This window comes from Alkalihalobacillus trypoxylicola (genome assembly GCF_001590785.1).
Classification (GTDB): domain Bacteria; phylum Bacillota; class Bacilli; order Bacillales; family Bacillaceae_D; genus Alkalihalobacillus; species Alkalihalobacillus trypoxylicola.
In genome coordinates this window covers 630,658-647,756 of sequence record NZ_LTAO01000012.1, presented here as the reverse complement: position 1 = coordinate 647,756, position 17,099 = coordinate 630,658, and the positions used below count along the sequence as shown (strand labels likewise).

Genomic DNA, 17,099 nt, shown 5'->3' with positions numbered 1-17,099 from the left:
TCTGCATAAATAATACTAAAATAATGACATTTTACCCTAATAAAATCTCCTTATTGACAATTCTCTCATCCTCCTTTAAAGTGAGATATAATTTTAAATGTGGGGATTAGGTACGTAAATAGATTTTTTATTTATGTTTAATAGGGAATTCGGTGAAATTCCGAAGCGGTCCCGCCACTGAACGAAGCTGAGCTGTTATTTTTAATCACTGATGGAAAACCATCGGGAAGATGTTAACAGTATTGACGCTTTAAAGCCAGGAGACCTGCCTAATCTAACAGCACTGTCAAACCTACGGAAGATGGGGAGGTGTTAAAAATATCAATTCGATCTACAGGATATTTTTACCCACTTCCGCTGGTAAAAATATCCTTTTTTTATTATATGATATGGAGGTTTTTGGTATGGGAGAGATAAAAACAAGCAGTCTAGGTTATCCTAGAATTGGAGAGAACCGTGAATGGAAAAAAGCATTAGAAGGCTATTGGGCCGGGAAACTAACAAAGGATGAGCTAAACCATCAGTTAACTGAACTTAGATTATCCTTTTTGAAAAAACAACAGGATGCTGGCTTAGACCTAATTCCGGTTAATGATTTTACGTACTATGATCACATTTTAGATTTGTCGACTATGTTTAATCTTATTCCTAAAAGATTTGAGCAAACATCAGGTGATGAGCTAGATACGTATTATGCTATGGCAAGAGGAAACAAAGAAGCTCAAGCATGCGAGATGACAAAATGGTTCAATACAAACTATCATTATATCGTTCCAGAAATGGAGAATAAAAAGCCAACACTAACAGAAAATAAACCATTAAAAGCCTACTTAGAAGCTAAAGAGAAGCTAGGAATAGAAGGTAAACCAGTAATTGTCGGGCCTTTTACCTTTTTAAAGCTTGCTAAGGGATATGAACCAGAAGAATTTGCACAACTTTTAGATAATTTCACACCGGTGTATATTGAATTACTTCAAGAGCTTGCAGAAGCAGGAGTAAAATGGGTTCAATTAGATGAACCTTCACTAGTTACGACTTTATCTAGCGATGAAATCCGTCTAATTACATCGGTTTATAATAAAATAAGAACAGCTGTGCCTTCTCTTAAAATCATTTTACAAACTTACTTTGATGCGGTAAGTGATTATAAAGAGGTTATTACCTTACCTGTTGATGCTATTGGACTTGATTTCGTCCATGGATATGAAGAAAATCTATCACTTCTAAAAGAATTTGGTTTTCCAGATGATAAGATACTTGCAGCAGGGATTATTGATGGTCGTAATATTTGGAAAGAAGATCTACAAAAAACAAATGATAAGCTTGAGCAAATTACAGCTGTTGTTCCAGTCGAGCGATTATTCATTCAGCCTTCTTCGAGCTTATTACATGTACCCGTTACATTAGTTCATGAAAAAGAGTTAGATTCATTAGTTCTAAGCGCTTTAGCTTTTGCCGATGAAAAATTAGAAGAGCTCTCTACTATAAAAAAACTGATTCTTGCCAATAGTGAACAAAAACAAAAGCTATTAGATGAAAATAAAAAGATATTTGATAAGATTTCACAATCAACCTGGAGATCCTCTTACCAAAAAAATGAACAACAGCTACTAGCCAAAAGAACAACACCCGTAACAGAGCGTCAGAAGATTCAGCAACAAAAATTCGACTTACCTCTTTTACCCACTACTACCATTGGTAGCTTCCCTCAAACGAAGGAGGTACGTCGCGCTAGAAATCAGTGGAGAAAAGGTCAATTAAACCAAGCTGATTATGAAGCTTTCGTCAATGAACAAATTAAAAAATGGATTGACATCCAAGAAAACCTTGATTTAGATGTCCTTGTTCATGGTGAATTTGAACGAAACGATATGGTTGAATTCTTTGGAGAAAAATTAGGTGGCTTTGTTTTCACTAAAAACGGCTGGGTGCAATCATATGGTTCTCGCTGTGTAAAACCACCTGTTATCTTTGGTGATGTTCATTTTAAAGAGGAAATGACCGTTGCAGAAACCGTTTATGCACAATCACTTACGAAAAAGCCTGTCAAAGGAATGTTAACAGGTCCAGTTACTATTTTAAATTGGTCTTTTGAAAGAAGTGACATTTCTCGTCAAGAAGTAGCGAACCAAATTGCAGAAGCGCTCATTAAAGAAGTGGAAGCACTTGAAGCAGCAGGTATTGAAATGATCCAAGTGGATGAGCCGGCTATAAGAGAAGGATTACCACTTAAAGAAAGAGATTGGGAATATTACTTAAATTGGGCGGTAGAGGCTTTCCGTATTAGCACGTCTACTGTGAAGGATACCACACAAATTCACACCCACATGTGCTATAGTGATTTCCGTACTATTATTCAATCCATTTCAGATTTAGATGCTGATGTTATTTCTATTGAAACTTCTAGAAGTGCTGGAGAATTAATCTCTACATTTGAATCGAATGTTTACGATAAAGGGATTGGGCTAGGTGTGTATGATATTCACAGTCCAAGAATTCCGAGTGTTGAGGAAATATCCATTGTAATAAATCGAGCTCTTGAGGTTCTACCTAAAGAATTGTTCTGGGTTAATCCAGATTGTGGTTTAAAAACACGTGGTGAAAAAGAAACGGTCGCTGCCCTCGAAAATATGGTTACAGCCGCTAAAGCTAGTAGAGAAAAACTTGTAGAAGTTAAAAATTAACTCATTAAAAAGCTAGGAGCCTAAATGCGCTCCTAGCTTTTTTTGTCATATGCTTCTTCTTTACAATAAAAAACTTACCCAGAATACTCTGAGTAAGTTTTTGTATTATGCTGGATATACACTTACTTGTTTGCGGTCACGACCAACACGCTCATACTTAACAACGCCGTCGACTTTTGCAAATAATGTATCGTCTCCACCTTTACCTACGTTCGTACCAGGATAAACTCGAGTACCACGTTGACGAACTAAGATTGATCCGCCTGTAACAGCTTGACCATCTGCACGCTTAGCACCTAGGCGCTTAGAGCGTGAATCACGTCCGTTCTTTGTACTACCTACCCCTTTTTTCGAAGCGAAAAACTGAAGGTTCATTTTTAACATCGTTTCCACCTCCTTCAAATTTAACTTTCTATAATGGTCATATGCTCATGATACTCTGTTGCAATCGACGCCAATGATGCCAGCATTCCTTCTAAAAGAAGCTCAACTTTTTCAGCTAATGCTGAATCTAAGCCATTTGGTACAGAGCAAAAGAGATAGCCTCCATCTTCCTTCATATCAACATCTAGTTCAACATGAAGAATGGAGTGAATCGCATTCACAGCACCTAATGATACAGCAGAGGCTCCTGCACAAACGAGATCATAGCCATATGGACCAGCTTCAGCATGACCGCTCATTGAAAATGAGACGATTTTCTGATTATCGTTGCGATTAACTTTTACCGTAATCATGTCAATTATGCGTTGATTTTTTCAATAACGACTTTTGTATAAGGTTGACGATGACCTTGCTTACGACGGTAATTTTTCTTAGCTTTCATTTTGTAAACGATGATTTTCTTTTGACGACCGTGCTTTTCAACCTTAGCCGTTACCGTAGCGCCCTCTACTAAAGGAGCTCCTACTTTCACATCACCGCCACCGATCATTAATACTTTGTCAAAGCTAACTGTTTCACCAGCTTCAGCATCTAATTTCTCGATGTAGATCTCTTGACCTTCTTCAACTCTAACTTGTTTACCACCAGTTTCAATAATTGCGTACATTTCTGCACCTCCTCATATACTCAGACTCGCCATCATTAGGTAGAAATCCCAATGGATTTCATTTAAAACCTAGTCCGTGCGGTTGTAGTCGTTTGGGTGCGACCAAATAACTAACATTTGATATCATACCACAATTAGAAATTAGCTGTCAATGCTTTTAATGATGATATTAGGCTATAGAACCTACTCTATATAGGCTTATTGGCCTTTTATTTTTGATTAAAAGCTTGTAACATCCATACATGCTTTTCAATCGTTGCTCTTAGGGCAATAAACATGTCAGCTGTTGGCTGATCTTGTGCTTCTTCTGCTAAGGTTATAATCACATTTAATTCACTAACCATTGCCTCAAAATCATCGGCTATATTTTCAACCATTTTGAAAGCATCTTCGTTTTTATTGCTCTCTTTTACTGTAGATAGCTCTAAATATTCGGTTAGAGTTGCAACTGGCTTTCCTTTTATAGCTAAAATCCGTTCGGCAAGCTCATCAATTTGAGAAGCAGCAAGGTTATAAAGCTCTTCGAATTTTTCATGTAACGTAAAAAATTGTTCTCCCTTTACATACCAATGATAGTTATGCAATTTGGTTGAAAGAACCGTCCAATCGGCTAATTGCTTATTTATTTTACTAATTAAATTGTCATTACTCATATTTAACAGCTCCTTTTTTATCATAGTATGATTATAACCTTATTTACAATTATTATCAATAAGTAATTAATATAAAATAATATTTTTTAAAAATAACTTCTTTCTTTAAGTGAACCCATTTCATCTTTCCTATCTTTTATTGAAAACCGAGCGGTTAGGTTTTTGATTTCCACTTTAGATAGATGCTTTCCCAAGGGCTTGTCTTCAGCTAACTCCCACTACGCAAGGCTTCGTCAGAGTGGATCTTCAAACGGCGCTCATCCTTTGGGAGTCCCTACCTACCGTTTCAATCAAGAAGTGATTTTGCAAACATTCAAGACATTTTTATAATGAATGGTTGGTTTTATTCACTTAAACCCACTTCATCATTTCTATCTTTTAATGAAAAACGAACGGTTAGGTTTTTGATTTTCACTTTAGGTAGATGCTTTCCCAAGGGCTTGCCTTCAGCTAACTCTGACTATGTAAAGCTTCGTCAGAGTGGATCTTCAGACTGCTTTGATCCTTTGGGAGTCACTACCTTCCGTTTCAATCAAAGAGTAAATCAATCCGCAAACATTCAGTACATTTTTATAATGAATGGTCGGTTTTATTCACTTATAGAGCAACCATGAAATTCACTCAAGTACTAATATATAGAACTATTTTTAACTACAAAAAAAGATACACTTAACCGCCTTCTTATCGAAAACGGAAGTATACCTTTTATAAGGACCCTTCATTATTTTATTATCTATATTATTTTTGAATTCAGTCGCTGTCCTTTAAGAATGATTTTCCTTTAACCGTTCCAAATGATAACCAGCTTCCTTCAGATTTCCAACAAACCGAACTTCGAACCGCTCTTCTTTCATTCTTTTACTTGGAAACAGTAATATTCTAAAACCAAGTGCTTCTTCAAGCTTGTTCAAGTGCTCTCCGCCTTCACCGACCAAAATAGATTGGATTTTAGATGGCATCTCTAAAAGTACCGCTTCGTGATCTCCACCCTTTAACTCCCATAAATGACGCTCAATTTTGAAGGCTTGAGCTTCATCCGAAAGCACCGTTCCTTTTCCATGACAAGTAGGACAATGTTTAGATAAACTACTTTGTAGGTTTTCTCGTATTTTCTTTCGAGTCATTTCTACAAGCCCTAAATCGGTTAATCCAAGAACATTGGTTTTCGTTCTATCGCCTCTCAATGACTCTTTAAGTACTTTTAAAAGCTTTTGCTTTGAATCCTCTGTTCTCATGTCAATAAAATCAACAATAATGATACCGGCAATATCTCGGAGTCTTAGCTGCCTCGCTATTTCCTTAGCTGCTTCTATATTTGTTTTCATAACCGTATCTTCTAAATTAGTCTTTCCTGTATATTTTCCAGTATTAACATCGATGACGGTTAGTGCCTCTGTTTGGTCTATCATTAGATATGCTCCATTTTTTAACCAAACCTGTCTTTTTAATGCTTTCTCCAATTCTTTTTCTATACCGTAATGCGAAAAGATATTTTCTTTCCCTTTATATAATTTTAAAGCTTTGCTTAAATGAGGATAAGGCCTCATAATGTTTTGGAGTCGATAATAATCGGGCAGATGATCGATGACAATTTCATCAATGGTTTCGTGAGCAAAGTCTCTAATCATCTTTTCAAATAATCCAGAGTCTTGATGTAATAAAAACGGTGCTTTCTTTTCTGAATAGCCCCTAGATAAATCTAACCAAATCTCTCGTAAATACTGCAGTTCTTGTTCCAAAACTTCAGCAGATACACCTGCACAAATCGTTCTTAGCACGACACCCTCTTGCTTATTTAATAAAGTGGCACCTAGTTTCTTCAATCTCTCTCTTTCAGATTCTGGTTCTATTTTTTTGGATACACCGACGTATCCGCCATTTGGCATATAAACCAAATATCTTCCTGGTAGAGAAATGACGCTCGTTAATCTCGGACCTTTTTTACCAAAGCCTTCCTTAATCACTTGAACGAAAATCGTTTCACCCTGATTGACATATTCACTAACACTACTCTTTAATTTATCTGCCTCATCTTTTTGACTCAAATGGTAGGTAAGAAGATGATCTCGATAAATAAAACCATTTTTTTCTCGGCCAATATCCACAAACGCAGCCTGCATTCCAGGCAAAACGTTTGTCACCTTACCAAGATAAACATTTCCTACAATACGATTTTCAATTGGTCTTTCAATCATCATTTCGACAACTTCATCTTTTTCCATAATTGCTGCTCTTCGTTCTGGTGTATTCATATTAAAATAAATCTTTCTCATGATTGAAACCCCTTTATGTCTTTCTATTGCTTCACAACATAGCACAATCCACTAAGATTGTATAGGAGGCAAACGATGATTTCCCGAAAATTCCCGCAGACTCATTTGCCAATTATTATTTTCAAATGCTTCATATAATAGTATTCGTTCATGAAGAAGTACCTTTTTCTTATTTAGTTGATTCGATATGATACATTGATGCACTACACCACGTTCGAAGCTACTCATCGCTTCTTTTAAAGACATTGTATCATTTAAGTAAAGATCCTTAATAGGATAGCTGTTTTGATATACATTCATTCTTGTCATTAAAAAGCGGATGAATCGAAAATGCTTTTGTTTCCACTCTAAATAGTTATTAATACTTAGAAAAAGGATGACAATCCAAACATTTAAATGAAAAGGATAGAAAGTAACAATAAAAATGAAAAAAGTGATTAAGCTAAGAAACGAGATTTTTCTCGTTAAAGACAGTCCTTCTCTATAAGGCTTTTTATAGCAACAAAACAATTGTAACAGCTTGCCGCCGTCTAATGGTAGGATGGGCAGAAGATTAAATAATAAAATCATGACATTGTGCTGTACAAACGTTTCATGAATAGAGTAAGACCAAATATCCATTGTAACCAACAGATAAGATAGAGCGATCATCCAGATATGCTGAACCGGACCTGCAAGAACAATAAGAAACTCCTCTTTAAAAGGCTTATTCCCACCATCCTCTACCTCTGCAACACCTCCGAATGGTAATAACTCAATTTTTTTTACATTCCACTTAAAAAAAGTGGCCATGATTCCATGACCCATTTCATGTATAAAAACAATCATGAAAACCATACAGACCTCTTTAAAATAACCCGTTAAAATCCCTATACCTAATACAAGCCAGAAAAGTGGGTTCATTTTAATTTTTTGACTGAGAGAAATAATCTCATTCAAATGAAATGACTTCACTTGGGTCAATGTAGTGTTCTCCTTTTTTAATGGCGAAATAGAATAGACCTTGTTTTCCTTCTTCTTTTATAATCGTACCAATTAATTCCCCAGCTTGAATATGGTCATAAATGTTCACATCAATACTATTGAGCATTCCATAAATAGATTCTGTTTGATCATAATGCTGTATAATAACTCTTTTTCCAATCTCCTCATCCTCACCAACTTCAATAACTAAACCACCTTTTATTGCCTTAGCTTCCTCTTCTGTTCCAATATCAACTAGTATTCCTTGTCCATTTTCAGAGAAATTCTCTGCAATAGTACCAGAGGCTGGAACCGCATAATCCTCACTAATAAAAGATGGATCTTCATCATCTTTTTCATTGTTTTCTTTTTCAGGAAGAAGGGCTAACGGTTGACCAAATTTGTCCTCGTACCAATTCGCGAGCATTTCAAATTGAAATTCCTGTTGATAAGCAGAAGCCACCACATTTTTAGCTCCCTCCAATGATGAAAAATGACCATTATATGCAATTAAAATAAATAGAAATAAACCAATAGAAGCAAACAGGCGTAGAACAAAAAAGCTTCTATCATGAAAAACTCCTTCACGATTATTAGGGTCTTGTTTTGGCTCCAAATAATCACTTTGATTAGCGTTCCATGGACGCTCTTGTAAGTCTTGACTACTATAGTGTAGCTCCTTTTTCCGTTTCCCTTTTTCTCGATCACGTCTTTTTTGCTCTGCGTCCCTTTTCAACTGATTAATTTTATTCGACATGGCTATCCTCCTAAGGAACTGTTTCTTTCTAAGAGCATATGACTTGTCCTTAACTGTTATGCCAATTGATCGATGATTACATAGCATAGATGCCAATAAGAATCATAAAATGGAATCATTGATAATATCCAATTGGTGGTGGAAAAAAATGGGTGATCACTCCGGGAAAAATACAAACGATCAAGATTTAATCCAACTATCTGAGGATTTAATTTACTATTCAACCATTTTAAGTGCATTATCATCTATTATGAGTTTAATCGGCGTCATGATTGCAAGAGATGTAAGCCAACGAGAATCTTCCGCAGAAGCAGAAGATGCTGCATCCTTATTTTCGGCGTCCTTTAGACAGCCAGAAAATACATCTAATCCATATAGAGATTATCCTAATATCCCCGATAATTTGCATGCTCAGATGCACTTTATGAGAACCGAATTAAATAGAGTAAACAAAGAATTGAGGAAACTACAATTGCAGCTTGATAGCTGGAAACGTCCTTAACTGACCAATTACCATTAGAGATTTTTTCCCAGACAATCTACACGACCATCTTCCTAAAATGTGATATGATACAAAGAAAAGTGTTAAATTTAAGGAGAATAGCGAACAATGATAATAAATAATGATGGAAATCAAACACATGATTCACTAGTAGCTGTTTCAAATAAGTTGTTTGCACTTCTTACTGAAAAATTAAATGTGAATACTGCCTATGTTGCCAAAAAAGACGCCAAGGCGATGACTGTTATAAATTCCTTTAATCATAAGGAAGAAATAGTAAGTAATCATATCGTCGTAGATTATGAGGAGTCTAATTGTCGTTTAGTATTAGAAAGCCCAGAAAGCTTACTTCATGTTCCTAATCTTTTGGAGAACAGTAGCACTAGAACGAATAAGATTAATGAAGTCTTAAATGTAAAAGCCTTTTTAGGTGTGGCTTTAAATGGAAGAGATGGGCATGAATTTGGTACTTTATGTGTATTAGATAAGGAAGAGAAGGTTTTTTCAGAACAGGATATCGAATTCCTTAAAAATATCGCTGATATCCTATCTTTTATGATTGAATTAGATGAGGCTTACCAAGATTTAGAACTATTAAGTGTCCCTTTTATTCCCCTATCAAAAGGCTTAGCTATTCTTGCATTGCAAGGAAATGTGAGCCAAACAAGAGCCAATCGAATACTAGAAGATACCCTACTTTATGCAACGAATCATAAAATTCATCATTTCATTATCGATTTGTCCGAAATACAAAAAACAGATCAGTTTTTTTCAAATTTATTGAATCGACTAGTATCTGCATTAAAGCTAATGGGAACACAAGTGGTTTTCTCAGGAATTCCATTTAAATTAACGTACGAATCTACATTAAGAGATTTACTGCAAGAATTAGATGTAGAATATGTCCGAAATATCGACGATGCCTTTAACCGATTAGGATATCAGTTAACCAAGCTAGAATCCGTATAACTGGAAAACGGCGGTTGACTCATTAAAATATTGATGTGAAATATTTTTCATCATTAGCTTTCTATGAGATAATCACCTTAGAAAAAGACTATTAAGAGGTGATGATTATGGAACTGCGTCGTTTAGGAAAATCAGATTTAAAAGTAAGTAGTATTGGCCTAGGTTGTATGTCTTTAGGTTCTAATGAACAAGAAGCTCTCACGATTCTGGATGCTGCAATCAGTCGTGGCATTAATTATTTAGATACGGCGGATTTATACGACCAAGGTCTAAATGAACAATTTATTGGTAAAGCACTAAAAGGAAAAAGAGAACAAATTGTTCTTGCAACAAAAGTAGGAAATCGGTTTGCGCCGGGTGAAAAAGGTTGGACATGGGATCCGTCAAAAGAACATATTATGAGTGCGGTAAAAGAAAGTCTACGACGTCTTCAGACCGACTATATTGACCTTTATCAATTACATGGCGGAACCATTGATGATCCGATTGATGAAACCATTGAAGCTTTTGAGCGGTTAAAGGAAGAAGGCATCATTCGAGAATATGGCATTTCTTCCATTCGTCCAAATGTCATTCATGAATACGCAAAACGTTCATCGATCGTTAGTGTGATGATGCAATTCAGTTTACTAGATAGACGACCAGAAGAAATCTTTCCCTTTTTAGATGAGCATCATATAAGTGTGGTTGCTCGTGGTCCTGTCGGAAAAGGCATTTTAACGGAAAAGGAATATGAGCTATTAGCAGAAAAAATTAAAACTGATGGCTACCTTAACTATTCTAGTGAAGACATTAGAGAGCTCAAAGTAACATTAAATGAGCTCAAACAGCACCATAAAACCAATGAGCTTGCACTAAATTATTGTCTCTCTTACCCTACTGTAGCTTCAGTCGTAACCGGAGCGAGCAGTATGAATCAATTAATTGAAAATATTGAAGCATCACAGGTTATGTTATCACCTACTATTACTGAAAAGCTAAAAGATATAACAAAGCAAGAGCGATACGAATCACATCGTTACTAAAATTTTATGGTCTTTACATGGTTGTTAATGATATCGGGAAGAATAGATGAACTTATTAAAATGACGTGAGGCTGGGAAGAACTTCACACATGTTAGGTTCCTGGCTGTTCACTGCACGAAGATATTCCGCTAGATTTCGTCTTTCATAGGGAATCTAACCGTTCAAAAAAAACCTCCTTTCTTTCAAATGGGCTGACCCCAAAAAGAAGGAGGTTTTTTTGTGTTTGCATCGATTCCACATCATTTCAATTTTCCCTATCTGAGTGATTTAAATACAGGTTATGCCCCAGAAATACTTAAACCTAACGGATCGAAAACAAAGTCACGGAGACTCCATGCTTCATACATTTTATTCTTTAAGAGCGAGTTAAGCTTTTTCTCCCTCTTAGAACCTTCTTTAAAGAATGATGATAATGAAACCAATATTGAAAAAAGATATATATCATTAAAATGATCGATGAAATCGATGAAAAATAAAAACCATTTAAAAGCTGAAGATAAATCGACTTTATAAGAAGACTAACTAAGATTAGAATTAATCCCATTGCTAAAAATAATAGAAAAAGCTTTCTTTTCGGCATGTCTAGTTTCTTTATATAAAGTAAGCCTATACTAGCAGAATGAATAATATAAGCACCTACTATCAGAAATATAAGCATAATGAGAGGGTGAAAAATGATTAAATCACGATTATAATCAACAGCTGCAAAGGAAAATCCACTTAATTCTAGTTGTTCCCAATTGATGATCGATGAAATCATTCCAAAAATAATCCATAAGATTAATATAAAAATACCAGAATCAAAGATATTTAATAGTAAGGATTTACTTGTTCTATTCACTAAATTAAGAATCTCCTTAAACTTAAAATTTGGCTCATTACGGATAAATTCAATAGACAAAATTAACTTTTTATTTATCTTTTTTACCCACCACTTACCGGAGGAATTAGGGCTACTTGATCGCCTTTAAAAACCATCCGATCTTCATCAGCATATTCTTCATTTACAGCCAGCATCGTATCAGAGTTAATGATTAGCTCTGGATAATTTTTTTTGAGAATATTTATAATTTGCGATAGCTTTTTTCCATGTCCATCTATTTCAATGCTACTAACTCCGGCTTGTTCCCTTAGCTCAGCAAAAAGTAATACATTTATCATGATTCTCCCTCTTCCTTAATGGGCTTTTCAGCATAAGAATTTTTTTCAAGTTGATCGCCTATCCACTGCTCTCCATTTTCCCAATGTTCTTTTTTCCATATAGGGACGATTTCTTTTATACGTTCTATAGCATAACGACTTGCCTCAAAAGCATCATGACGATGAGGGGTTGAAACAGCAATAACTACTGCTATTGCACTAATATCTAATGAACCAATTCTATGAGTAATAGCTACTCTTGCTCCATTCCAACGCTGGTTGATTTCTTCGCCTATTTCTGCAAGCTTTTTTTCGGCCATTGGAACATAGGCTTCATAGGCAAGATACAATGTTTTTTTTCCGTTCGTCATTTCTCTCACAGTTCCAATAAAGCAATTTACTGCACCGGCATTTCGGTCCATTACCTTGTTCATGACCTCTTCAACTTTTATCGCCTCTTTCGTTATTTGAAAGTCTCTATCATTCAACTTTGTCACCTCCATGGCCATTCGCTTCCTCTTCCTTCTAAAAGAAGTACTTCTACTATGTCATTTTTTTTCATTGTTTGATTAGCAGGAACGATAATTAAACTATTGGCTTCGGCTAATGAGCTAATAGCATGTGATTGATCTAAACCGATAGGTTGAACGAATAACTTTCCATCTCTTTCATGATAGAAGCCTCTTATAAACCTAGTAAATACATTGGTTTGTAATTCATCCTTTAATAAAATAGCTTGTACCTTTTCAAGGTGAGGATATGGATTTGAAAAGCTCTCCAATATAAGCGGTCGAACAAAGAACTCTAATCCAACATAACAGGCTGATGGATTCCCCGATAACCCGAACAAAGCCTTTCCATTCCATTCAGCGACCGTCGTTACACTACCTGGTCTCATCTGAACTTTATTAAATAATACATTCGCCCCTAATTTCTGATAGATTTCAGGCAACAAATCATAGTCTCCAACTGAAACTCCTCCAGTTGTAATTAAATAATCAATATTCTTTAGCTGTTCAAGTATGTATTGATAGCTTAGCTCTAAATCATCCACTAGCTGTCCTAATAATATAGGCTCTGCTCCCATTTTTCTTATTTGAGAAGCAACCATATAAGAGTTACTATTACGAATTTTTCCTGGTTGTAAGGGCTGCTCTACTTCTAATAACTCAGTGCCTGTTGCGATAATCCCTATTTTAGGTTTTTTATAAACACTTACCTTATTGTAGCCAAATGTAGCAAGCAAGGACATAATCCCTGGTGTAATTCTTCTTCCTTTTTTTATTAAAGAAGAACCCTTTTGAAGATCCTCACCTTGATAAGAAACATTCATACCTGGATTTAATTCTTGTTCTAGCTGAAAATAATGTGAGCCTTTCTTTTTATATTGTAATACATGCTCTAACATGACAACGCAGTCTGTTCCGATAGGAAGCTGGGCTCCTGTCATAATTCGGATAGCCTCTCCTTTTTGAGGGTGATTCTTAGCAACTGTTCCAGCGCCTATTTCTTCTATAACAGAAAAGTTCGAAGGAATTTCTTTCGCTGCATCTTGAGTATCAATAGAACGAACTGCAAAGCCATCTACTTTAGATCGAGTAAATGGAGGAACATCATGGTCAGCTAGTATATCTTCTGCTAAATAACGATTGTCACAATCAGAAATCAATACAAATTCAGATTGTTCTTTTTTCTTTAAAGCAAGTACTTTTTTTACAGCCTCTTTAACTTGAATAGGTGTTCTCAACTCTATCATAAATAGACTTCACTCCTTCACATACCATTATGAATATCCTTTTGTATCTCATACACGACATGAGCAAGCTCCGGTATAATCAATTTTTTTAAAGCAAGTGTTATGGCCCCCTTAGAACCAGGTAAAGCAAAAATGGCTTTATGATCATAAGTTCCTGCAATAGCACGTGTTAGCATGGCGGGTGTTCCAATATCCTCAGTAAAGCTCAAATAACGAAACAATTCTCCAAATCCAGGGATCTCTTTATCTAACAGAGGCTTTACAGCTTCAATCGTGACATCACGATTTGCTATGCCGGTCCCCCCTGTTAATAAAATAACATCTAGCCCCTTCTTTGTTGCGATACTTTTAACTTTTTCTTCAATCCATAATTTCTCGTCTTTTATAATTTCATAATCCTCTATTATATGACCAGCATGTTTTAGCATATCTATAATAAGCTTTCCACCTGAATCGTTATCAGTCGTTCTCGTATCTGAAATAGTTAGAACTGAGCAATGTAAAGGTCGATTTTCTAAATGTTTAGTGGACATTATTTCCTCCCTTTCTAAAAGAACAGTTGGGTTGCTATTATAATATCATATTAAACGATACCTATAAATGTGGTAATATATGATTAAATAAGAGGTGATGAAATGAAAAAGCTTACGCATTTTAACGAACAAGGTCGAGCAAAAATGGTCGATATTTCACTTAAAAACTCGACTATTAGGACAGCTATTGCCCATTCTAAAGTGACTGTTTCAAATGAAATTTATCAAAAAATAGAAAAGAGAGAAATAGGAAAAGGAGATGTATTGTCTGTTGCTCAAATAGCCGGTATTATGGCAGCTAAAAATACTTCACAGTGGATTCCTATGTGTCATCCTCTTTCCTTGAATAGTGTCGATATCCATTTTAAATGGGAGAAGCATGAAGAGCATGCCCATCTAATTATACAGGTAGAGGTGAAAACCGAGGGAAAAACTGGGGTTGAAATGGAAGCTTTAACGGCAGCCAGTGCTACTGCTCTAACGGTATATGATATGTGTAAAGCAATCGATAAAGATATGGTGATGGGTCCGACCTTTCTTGCTAAAAAAACAGGTGGAATTAATGGAGACTACGAACGAATAGACTAAGTTTGATTTTAACGCTTTAATAAATTAGGGTTGAAAAGTTTTAAAACAAACTTTAAGATATAAATATTGATTCATTTGTTAAAGAAGCGGAGGAATACCATGAGCAAGTTTTCAGTAGCTTTGGTTGAGAGCGAGCCGGCACACGCCATGCTCATTACCTATCATATAGAAAAAATGGGAGCTAACGTTCAACTTTTTGAGTCTGGAAAACACTTTATTGATATTTATAAAAATTTACATACGGACATTTTCATGATTAGTGATCAACTCGATGATTTATCAATACATGAAGCCTTAAATGAGTTAGAGAGCCTACCAGAAACAAAAAGAATTATTATTATGACCACAAATCACTTGAAACCCTATCAATCTGATAAACATCAAATCTCGTATATTCATAAACCATTCTCTTTAAGAGAGTTTCGTGACTCTGTCGAACCTTTACTTTTAGAAATACATTATGTTTAACAGCTAATGTAATCGTTCAAAATCGAATTTTATAAAGAGCAAAACATATATGGGTTATTGGAAGGTAAAATTATTTTTCATGATTTTATCTTTCTAAAAAAGTCGAGAAGCAAAAATGCTTCTCGACTTTTTGATAGAAGATCTAATAGAAAGGTTTAATCCATTTTTCATTTTGCCAAAACGTTTAGTGACTCTTTTATAAAAGCAGGAATATCATCTGGAGTTCTACTCGTTACCAATTGTCCTCCACATACAATAACCTCTTCATCATGAAGTTTTGCTCCTGCATTTTTTAAATCAACATGAATGCTTTTATATCCCGTTACATCTCTACCATTAAGCGCTTCAGCTGTTATTAAGAGCTGGGGGCCATGGCAAATTGCCATTACTGGTTTATCGTCATCCATAAATTTCTTAGAAAATGAAACAAACCGATCATCCGCTCTTAATATGTCTGGAGAAAAACCTCCTGGGATTAATAATGCATCAAAATCAGAGGCTGATACGTCATCAATTCCTTTGTCAATCGTTACTTTAGCTTTCTCACTCTTTCCTTCTACTACATTTCCTGCCTTATTCTCAATATTAACAACTTCATGTCCAGCCTCTTTTAAGGCATTGACTGGCTCAGTATATTCAGAGTCCTCAAATAAATCTGTTACAACTACGGCTACTTTTGCCATCTTAATCACTCCTTAACTTGGCTTATAATTAAAATACCCAGCTTACTTTTTCATTAAACATCGTTTTATTATTGCCTAACTTATTTAGATTCGAGTTATTCTGATAAACCTAAACATAAAAAAGGCGTTTTCACCATGAAATAGCCGTTACCATTAATGAATTTATACATATGATAAAAACAAATGTCCGTTCAAAAAAACCCAACAGAGACTTTACTTGTATGTAAAGACTGTTGGGTTTTAATATTATCTAACACCAAATAATTGTTTTATTTTCGCAAACATCCCTTTATCTTCGTTAAGAGACATTAATGGAACAGTCTCACCTAAAATTCGGCGAGATATATTTCTATAAGCAATTGATGCTTTACTCGCATTGTGTAAGGCAATGGGCTCGCCTTTATTAGAATATTTAATAACATCCTCATCATCCACAACAATTCCTAACAAATCAATGGCTAAAATAGAAACAATTTCATCAACATCAAGCATTTCTCCATTTTTCATCATATGACCACGAATTCTGTTCACTACTAATCTAGGAGAAGAAATATTTTCTTGTTGCTCTAATAGACCAATAATTCGATCAGCATCTCTTACAGCCGAAACTTCAGGTGTGGTCACGACAATGGCTTGGTCTGCTCCAGCAATCGCATTCTTAAAGCCTTGTTCGATTCCAGCAGGGCAATCTATGACAATATAGTCATATTCTTGCTTTAATTCATCAACAATCACCTTCATTTGCTCCGGTTCAACAGCGGACTTATCCTTTGTTTGAGCCGCCGGAAGTAAATATAAATGATCAAAGCGTTTATCCTTAATAAGCGCTTGCCGTAATTTACAGCGCCCTTCTACGACATCGACTAAATCATAGATGATTCGATTTTCTAGACCCATTACAACATCAAGATTTCTTAAGCCAATATCTGTATCAACCAGGCACACTTTTTTCCCTGCAAGCGAAAGAGCTGTTCCGATGTTAGCTGAAGTAGTTGTTTTTCCTACCCCACCTTTACCACTTGTTACCACTATTGCCTCTCCCACGCTCATTAC

Annotated in this window: 20 protein-coding genes, 1 riboswitch and 1 other annotated feature; of the genes, 6 read left to right on the top strand and 14 right to left on the bottom strand. The window is 35.5% G+C overall.

Annotated features, from left to right (window positions below; translation table 11 throughout):
* Positions 1-91 precede the first annotated feature (91 nt).
* Positions 92-287, top strand: a riboswitch (cobalamin riboswitch).
* A gap of 117 nt (positions 288-404) precedes the next feature.
* Positions 405-2,684, top strand: a complete 2,280-nt coding sequence (gene metE, locus AZF04_RS10220) for a 5-methyltetrahydropteroyltriglutamate--homocysteine S-methyltransferase (protein ID WP_061948606.1) — start codon at positions 405-407, stop codon at positions 2,682-2,684.
* A gap of 105 nt (positions 2,685-2,789) precedes the next feature.
* On the opposite strand, the gene rpmA is transcribed toward metE, so the two are convergent.
* The 7 genes from rpmA to AZF04_RS10185 all read right to left on the bottom strand — a co-directional run bounded on the left by rpmA (position 2,790) and on the right by AZF04_RS10185 (position 8,381).
* Positions 2,790-3,068 (bottom strand): 50S ribosomal protein L27, encoded by a 279-nt coding sequence (rpmA, locus tag AZF04_RS10215; protein WP_045480470.1) that lies wholly within the window; start codon positions 3,066-3,068, stop codon positions 2,790-2,792.
* Between the two features lie 20 nt (positions 3,069-3,088).
* Positions 3,089-3,421: a ribosomal-processing cysteine protease Prp gene (locus AZF04_RS10210; protein ID WP_061948605.1), complete on the bottom strand. Its 333-nt coding sequence runs from the start codon at positions 3,419-3,421 to the stop codon at positions 3,089-3,091.
* 5 nt (positions 3,422-3,426) lie between these two features.
* A complete protein-coding gene (gene rplU, locus AZF04_RS10205) occupies positions 3,427-3,735 on the bottom strand; it encodes a 50S ribosomal protein L21 (RefSeq protein WP_045480476.1) in 309 nt (102 codons plus the stop codon).
* Between the two features lie 12 nt (positions 3,736-3,747).
* Positions 3,748-3,829, bottom strand: a sequence feature (ribosomal protein L21 leader region).
* A gap of 115 nt (positions 3,830-3,944) precedes the next feature.
* Positions 3,945-4,388, bottom strand: a complete 444-nt coding sequence (locus AZF04_RS10200; protein ID WP_061948604.1) for a Dps family protein — start codon at positions 4,386-4,388, stop codon at positions 3,945-3,947.
* Positions 4,389-5,152: 764 nt separating this feature from the next.
* A complete protein-coding gene (locus tag AZF04_RS10195; RefSeq protein WP_061948603.1) occupies positions 5,153-6,661 on the bottom strand; it encodes an Rne/Rng family ribonuclease in 1,509 nt (502 codons plus the stop codon).
* A 51-nt stretch (positions 6,662-6,712) separates the two neighbouring features.
* Positions 6,713-7,615 carry a M50 family metallopeptidase gene (locus AZF04_RS10190; RefSeq protein ID WP_235599970.1) on the bottom strand — a complete coding sequence of 301 codons (903 nt, stop codon included), beginning with the start codon at positions 7,613-7,615 and terminating at the stop codon, positions 6,713-6,715.
* The gene (locus tag AZF04_RS10185; protein WP_061948601.1) at positions 7,593-8,381 is read right to left on the bottom strand and encodes a M23 family metallopeptidase; all 789 of its coding nucleotides are present in this window, start codon (positions 8,379-8,381) and stop codon (positions 7,593-7,595) included. The genes AZF04_RS10190 and AZF04_RS10185 overlap by 23 nt, the downstream gene beginning before the upstream one ends.
* A 148-nt stretch (positions 8,382-8,529) precedes the next feature.
* On the opposite strand from AZF04_RS10185, the gene AZF04_RS10180 reads away from it, so the two are divergent.
* From AZF04_RS10180 to AZF04_RS10170, 3 genes are all read left to right on the top strand, one after another.
* Complete coding sequence (locus AZF04_RS10180; protein WP_061948600.1) at positions 8,530-8,883, top strand: hypothetical protein; 354 nt, start codon at positions 8,530-8,532, stop codon at positions 8,881-8,883.
* A 108-nt stretch (positions 8,884-8,991) separates the two neighbouring features.
* The gene (locus tag AZF04_RS10175) at positions 8,992-9,852 is read left to right on the top strand and encodes a GAF domain-containing protein (RefSeq protein ID WP_061948599.1); all 861 of its coding nucleotides are present in this window, start codon (positions 8,992-8,994) and stop codon (positions 9,850-9,852) included.
* Between the two features lie 107 nt (positions 9,853-9,959).
* Positions 9,960-10,877 carry an aldo/keto reductase gene (locus AZF04_RS10170; RefSeq protein ID WP_061948598.1) on the top strand — a complete coding sequence of 306 codons (918 nt, stop codon included), beginning with the start codon at positions 9,960-9,962 and terminating at the stop codon, positions 10,875-10,877.
* Positions 10,878-11,233: 356 nt separating this feature from the next.
* Here AZF04_RS10170 and AZF04_RS10165 read toward each other — a convergent pair whose 3' ends face one another.
* From AZF04_RS10165 to AZF04_RS10145, 5 genes are all read right to left on the bottom strand, one after another.
* Positions 11,234-11,719 (bottom strand): hypothetical protein, encoded by a 486-nt coding sequence (locus AZF04_RS10165; protein ID WP_061948597.1) that lies wholly within the window; start codon positions 11,717-11,719, stop codon positions 11,234-11,236.
* Between the two features lie 83 nt (positions 11,720-11,802).
* A complete protein-coding gene (gene moaD / locus AZF04_RS10160) occupies positions 11,803-12,039 on the bottom strand; it encodes a molybdopterin converting factor subunit 1 (RefSeq protein ID WP_061948596.1) in 237 nt (78 codons plus the stop codon).
* Complete coding sequence (locus tag AZF04_RS10155; protein ID WP_061948595.1) at positions 12,036-12,521, bottom strand: molybdenum cofactor biosynthesis protein MoaE; 486 nt, start codon at positions 12,519-12,521, stop codon at positions 12,036-12,038. Before AZF04_RS10155 ends, moaD begins: the two co-directional genes overlap by 4 nt.
* Complete coding sequence (locus AZF04_RS10150; protein ID WP_061948594.1) at positions 12,512-13,774, bottom strand: molybdopterin molybdotransferase MoeA; 1,263 nt, start codon at positions 13,772-13,774, stop codon at positions 12,512-12,514. Before AZF04_RS10150 ends, AZF04_RS10155 begins: the two co-directional genes overlap by 10 nt.
* 17 nt (positions 13,775-13,791) lie before the next feature.
* A complete protein-coding gene (locus tag AZF04_RS10145; RefSeq protein ID WP_061948593.1) occupies positions 13,792-14,307 on the bottom strand; it encodes a MogA/MoaB family molybdenum cofactor biosynthesis protein in 516 nt (171 codons plus the stop codon).
* Positions 14,308-14,409: 102 nt separating this feature from the next.
* On the opposite strand from AZF04_RS10145, the gene moaC reads away from it, so the two are divergent.
* Together moaC and AZF04_RS10135 are read left to right on the top strand one after the other, a co-directional pair.
* Positions 14,410-14,895: a cyclic pyranopterin monophosphate synthase MoaC gene (moaC, locus tag AZF04_RS10140; RefSeq protein ID WP_061948592.1), complete on the top strand. Its 486-nt coding sequence runs from the start codon at positions 14,410-14,412 to the stop codon at positions 14,893-14,895.
* A gap of 99 nt (positions 14,896-14,994) precedes the next feature.
* Entirely contained in the window at positions 14,995-15,363 is a 369-nt protein-coding gene (locus AZF04_RS10135) for a response regulator (protein ID WP_061948591.1), read from the top strand.
* Between the two features lie 167 nt (positions 15,364-15,530).
* Here AZF04_RS10135 and AZF04_RS10130 read toward each other — a convergent pair whose 3' ends face one another.
* Positions 15,531-16,046, bottom strand: a complete 516-nt coding sequence (locus tag AZF04_RS10130; RefSeq protein WP_061948590.1) for a type 1 glutamine amidotransferase domain-containing protein — start codon at positions 16,044-16,046, stop codon at positions 15,531-15,533.
* Positions 16,047-16,292: 246 nt separating this feature from the next.
* Positions 16,293-17,090, bottom strand: coding sequence for a septum site-determining protein MinD (gene minD, locus AZF04_RS10125; protein ID WP_061948589.1), 798 nt, complete (start codon positions 17,088-17,090; stop codon positions 16,293-16,295).
* Positions 17,091-17,099 lie beyond the last annotated feature (9 nt).

What these genes read in the sequence shown, in the direction of transcription:
- moaC (WP_061948592.1), top strand. Translation starts at nt 14,410, where the DNA reads ATGAAAAAGCTTACGCATTTTAACGAACAAGGTCGAGCAAAAATGGTC.
- AZF04_RS10210 (WP_061948605.1), bottom strand. Translation starts at nt 3,421, where the DNA reads ATGATTACGGTAAAAGTTAATCGCAACGATAATCAGAAAATCGTCTCA.
- metE (WP_061948606.1), top strand. Translation starts at nt 405, where the DNA reads ATGGGAGAGATAAAAACAAGCAGTCTAGGTTATCCTAGAATTGGAGAG.
- AZF04_RS10195 (WP_061948603.1), bottom strand. Translation starts at nt 6,661, where the DNA reads ATGAGAAAGATTTATTTTAATATGAATACACCAGAACGAAGAGCAGCA.
- AZF04_RS10150 (WP_061948594.1), bottom strand. Translation starts at nt 13,774, where the DNA reads ATGATAGAGTTGAGAACACCTATTCAAGTTAAAGAGGCTGTAAAAAAA.
- AZF04_RS10175 (WP_061948599.1), top strand. Translation starts at nt 8,992, where the DNA reads ATGATAATAAATAATGATGGAAATCAAACACATGATTCACTAGTAGCT.
- AZF04_RS10145 (WP_061948593.1), bottom strand. Translation starts at nt 14,307, where the DNA reads ATGTCCACTAAACATTTAGAAAATCGACCTTTACATTGCTCAGTTCTA.
- moaD (WP_061948596.1), bottom strand. Translation starts at nt 12,039, where the DNA reads ATGATAAATGTATTACTTTTTGCTGAGCTAAGGGAACAAGCCGGAGTT.
- AZF04_RS10200 (WP_061948604.1), bottom strand. Translation starts at nt 4,388, where the DNA reads ATGAGTAATGACAATTTAATTAGTAAAATAAATAAGCAATTAGCCGAT.
- AZF04_RS10185 (WP_061948601.1), bottom strand. Translation starts at nt 8,381, where the DNA reads ATGTCGAATAAAATTAATCAGTTGAAAAGGGACGCAGAGCAAAAAAGA.
- AZF04_RS10155 (WP_061948595.1), bottom strand. Translation starts at nt 12,521, where the DNA reads ATGGAGGTGACAAAGTTGAATGATAGAGACTTTCAAATAACGAAAGAG.
- AZF04_RS10135 (WP_061948591.1), top strand. Translation starts at nt 14,995, where the DNA reads ATGAGCAAGTTTTCAGTAGCTTTGGTTGAGAGCGAGCCGGCACACGCC.
- rpmA (WP_045480470.1), bottom strand. Translation starts at nt 3,068, where the DNA reads ATGTTAAAAATGAACCTTCAGTTTTTCGCTTCGAAAAAAGGGGTAGGT.
- AZF04_RS10170 (WP_061948598.1), top strand. Translation starts at nt 9,960, where the DNA reads ATGGAACTGCGTCGTTTAGGAAAATCAGATTTAAAAGTAAGTAGTATT.
- rplU (WP_045480476.1), bottom strand. Translation starts at nt 3,735, where the DNA reads ATGTACGCAATTATTGAAACTGGTGGTAAACAAGTTAGAGTTGAAGAA.
- AZF04_RS10130 (WP_061948590.1), bottom strand. Translation starts at nt 16,046, where the DNA reads ATGGCAAAAGTAGCCGTAGTTGTAACAGATTTATTTGAGGACTCTGAA.
- AZF04_RS10180 (WP_061948600.1), top strand. Translation starts at nt 8,530, where the DNA reads ATGGGTGATCACTCCGGGAAAAATACAAACGATCAAGATTTAATCCAA.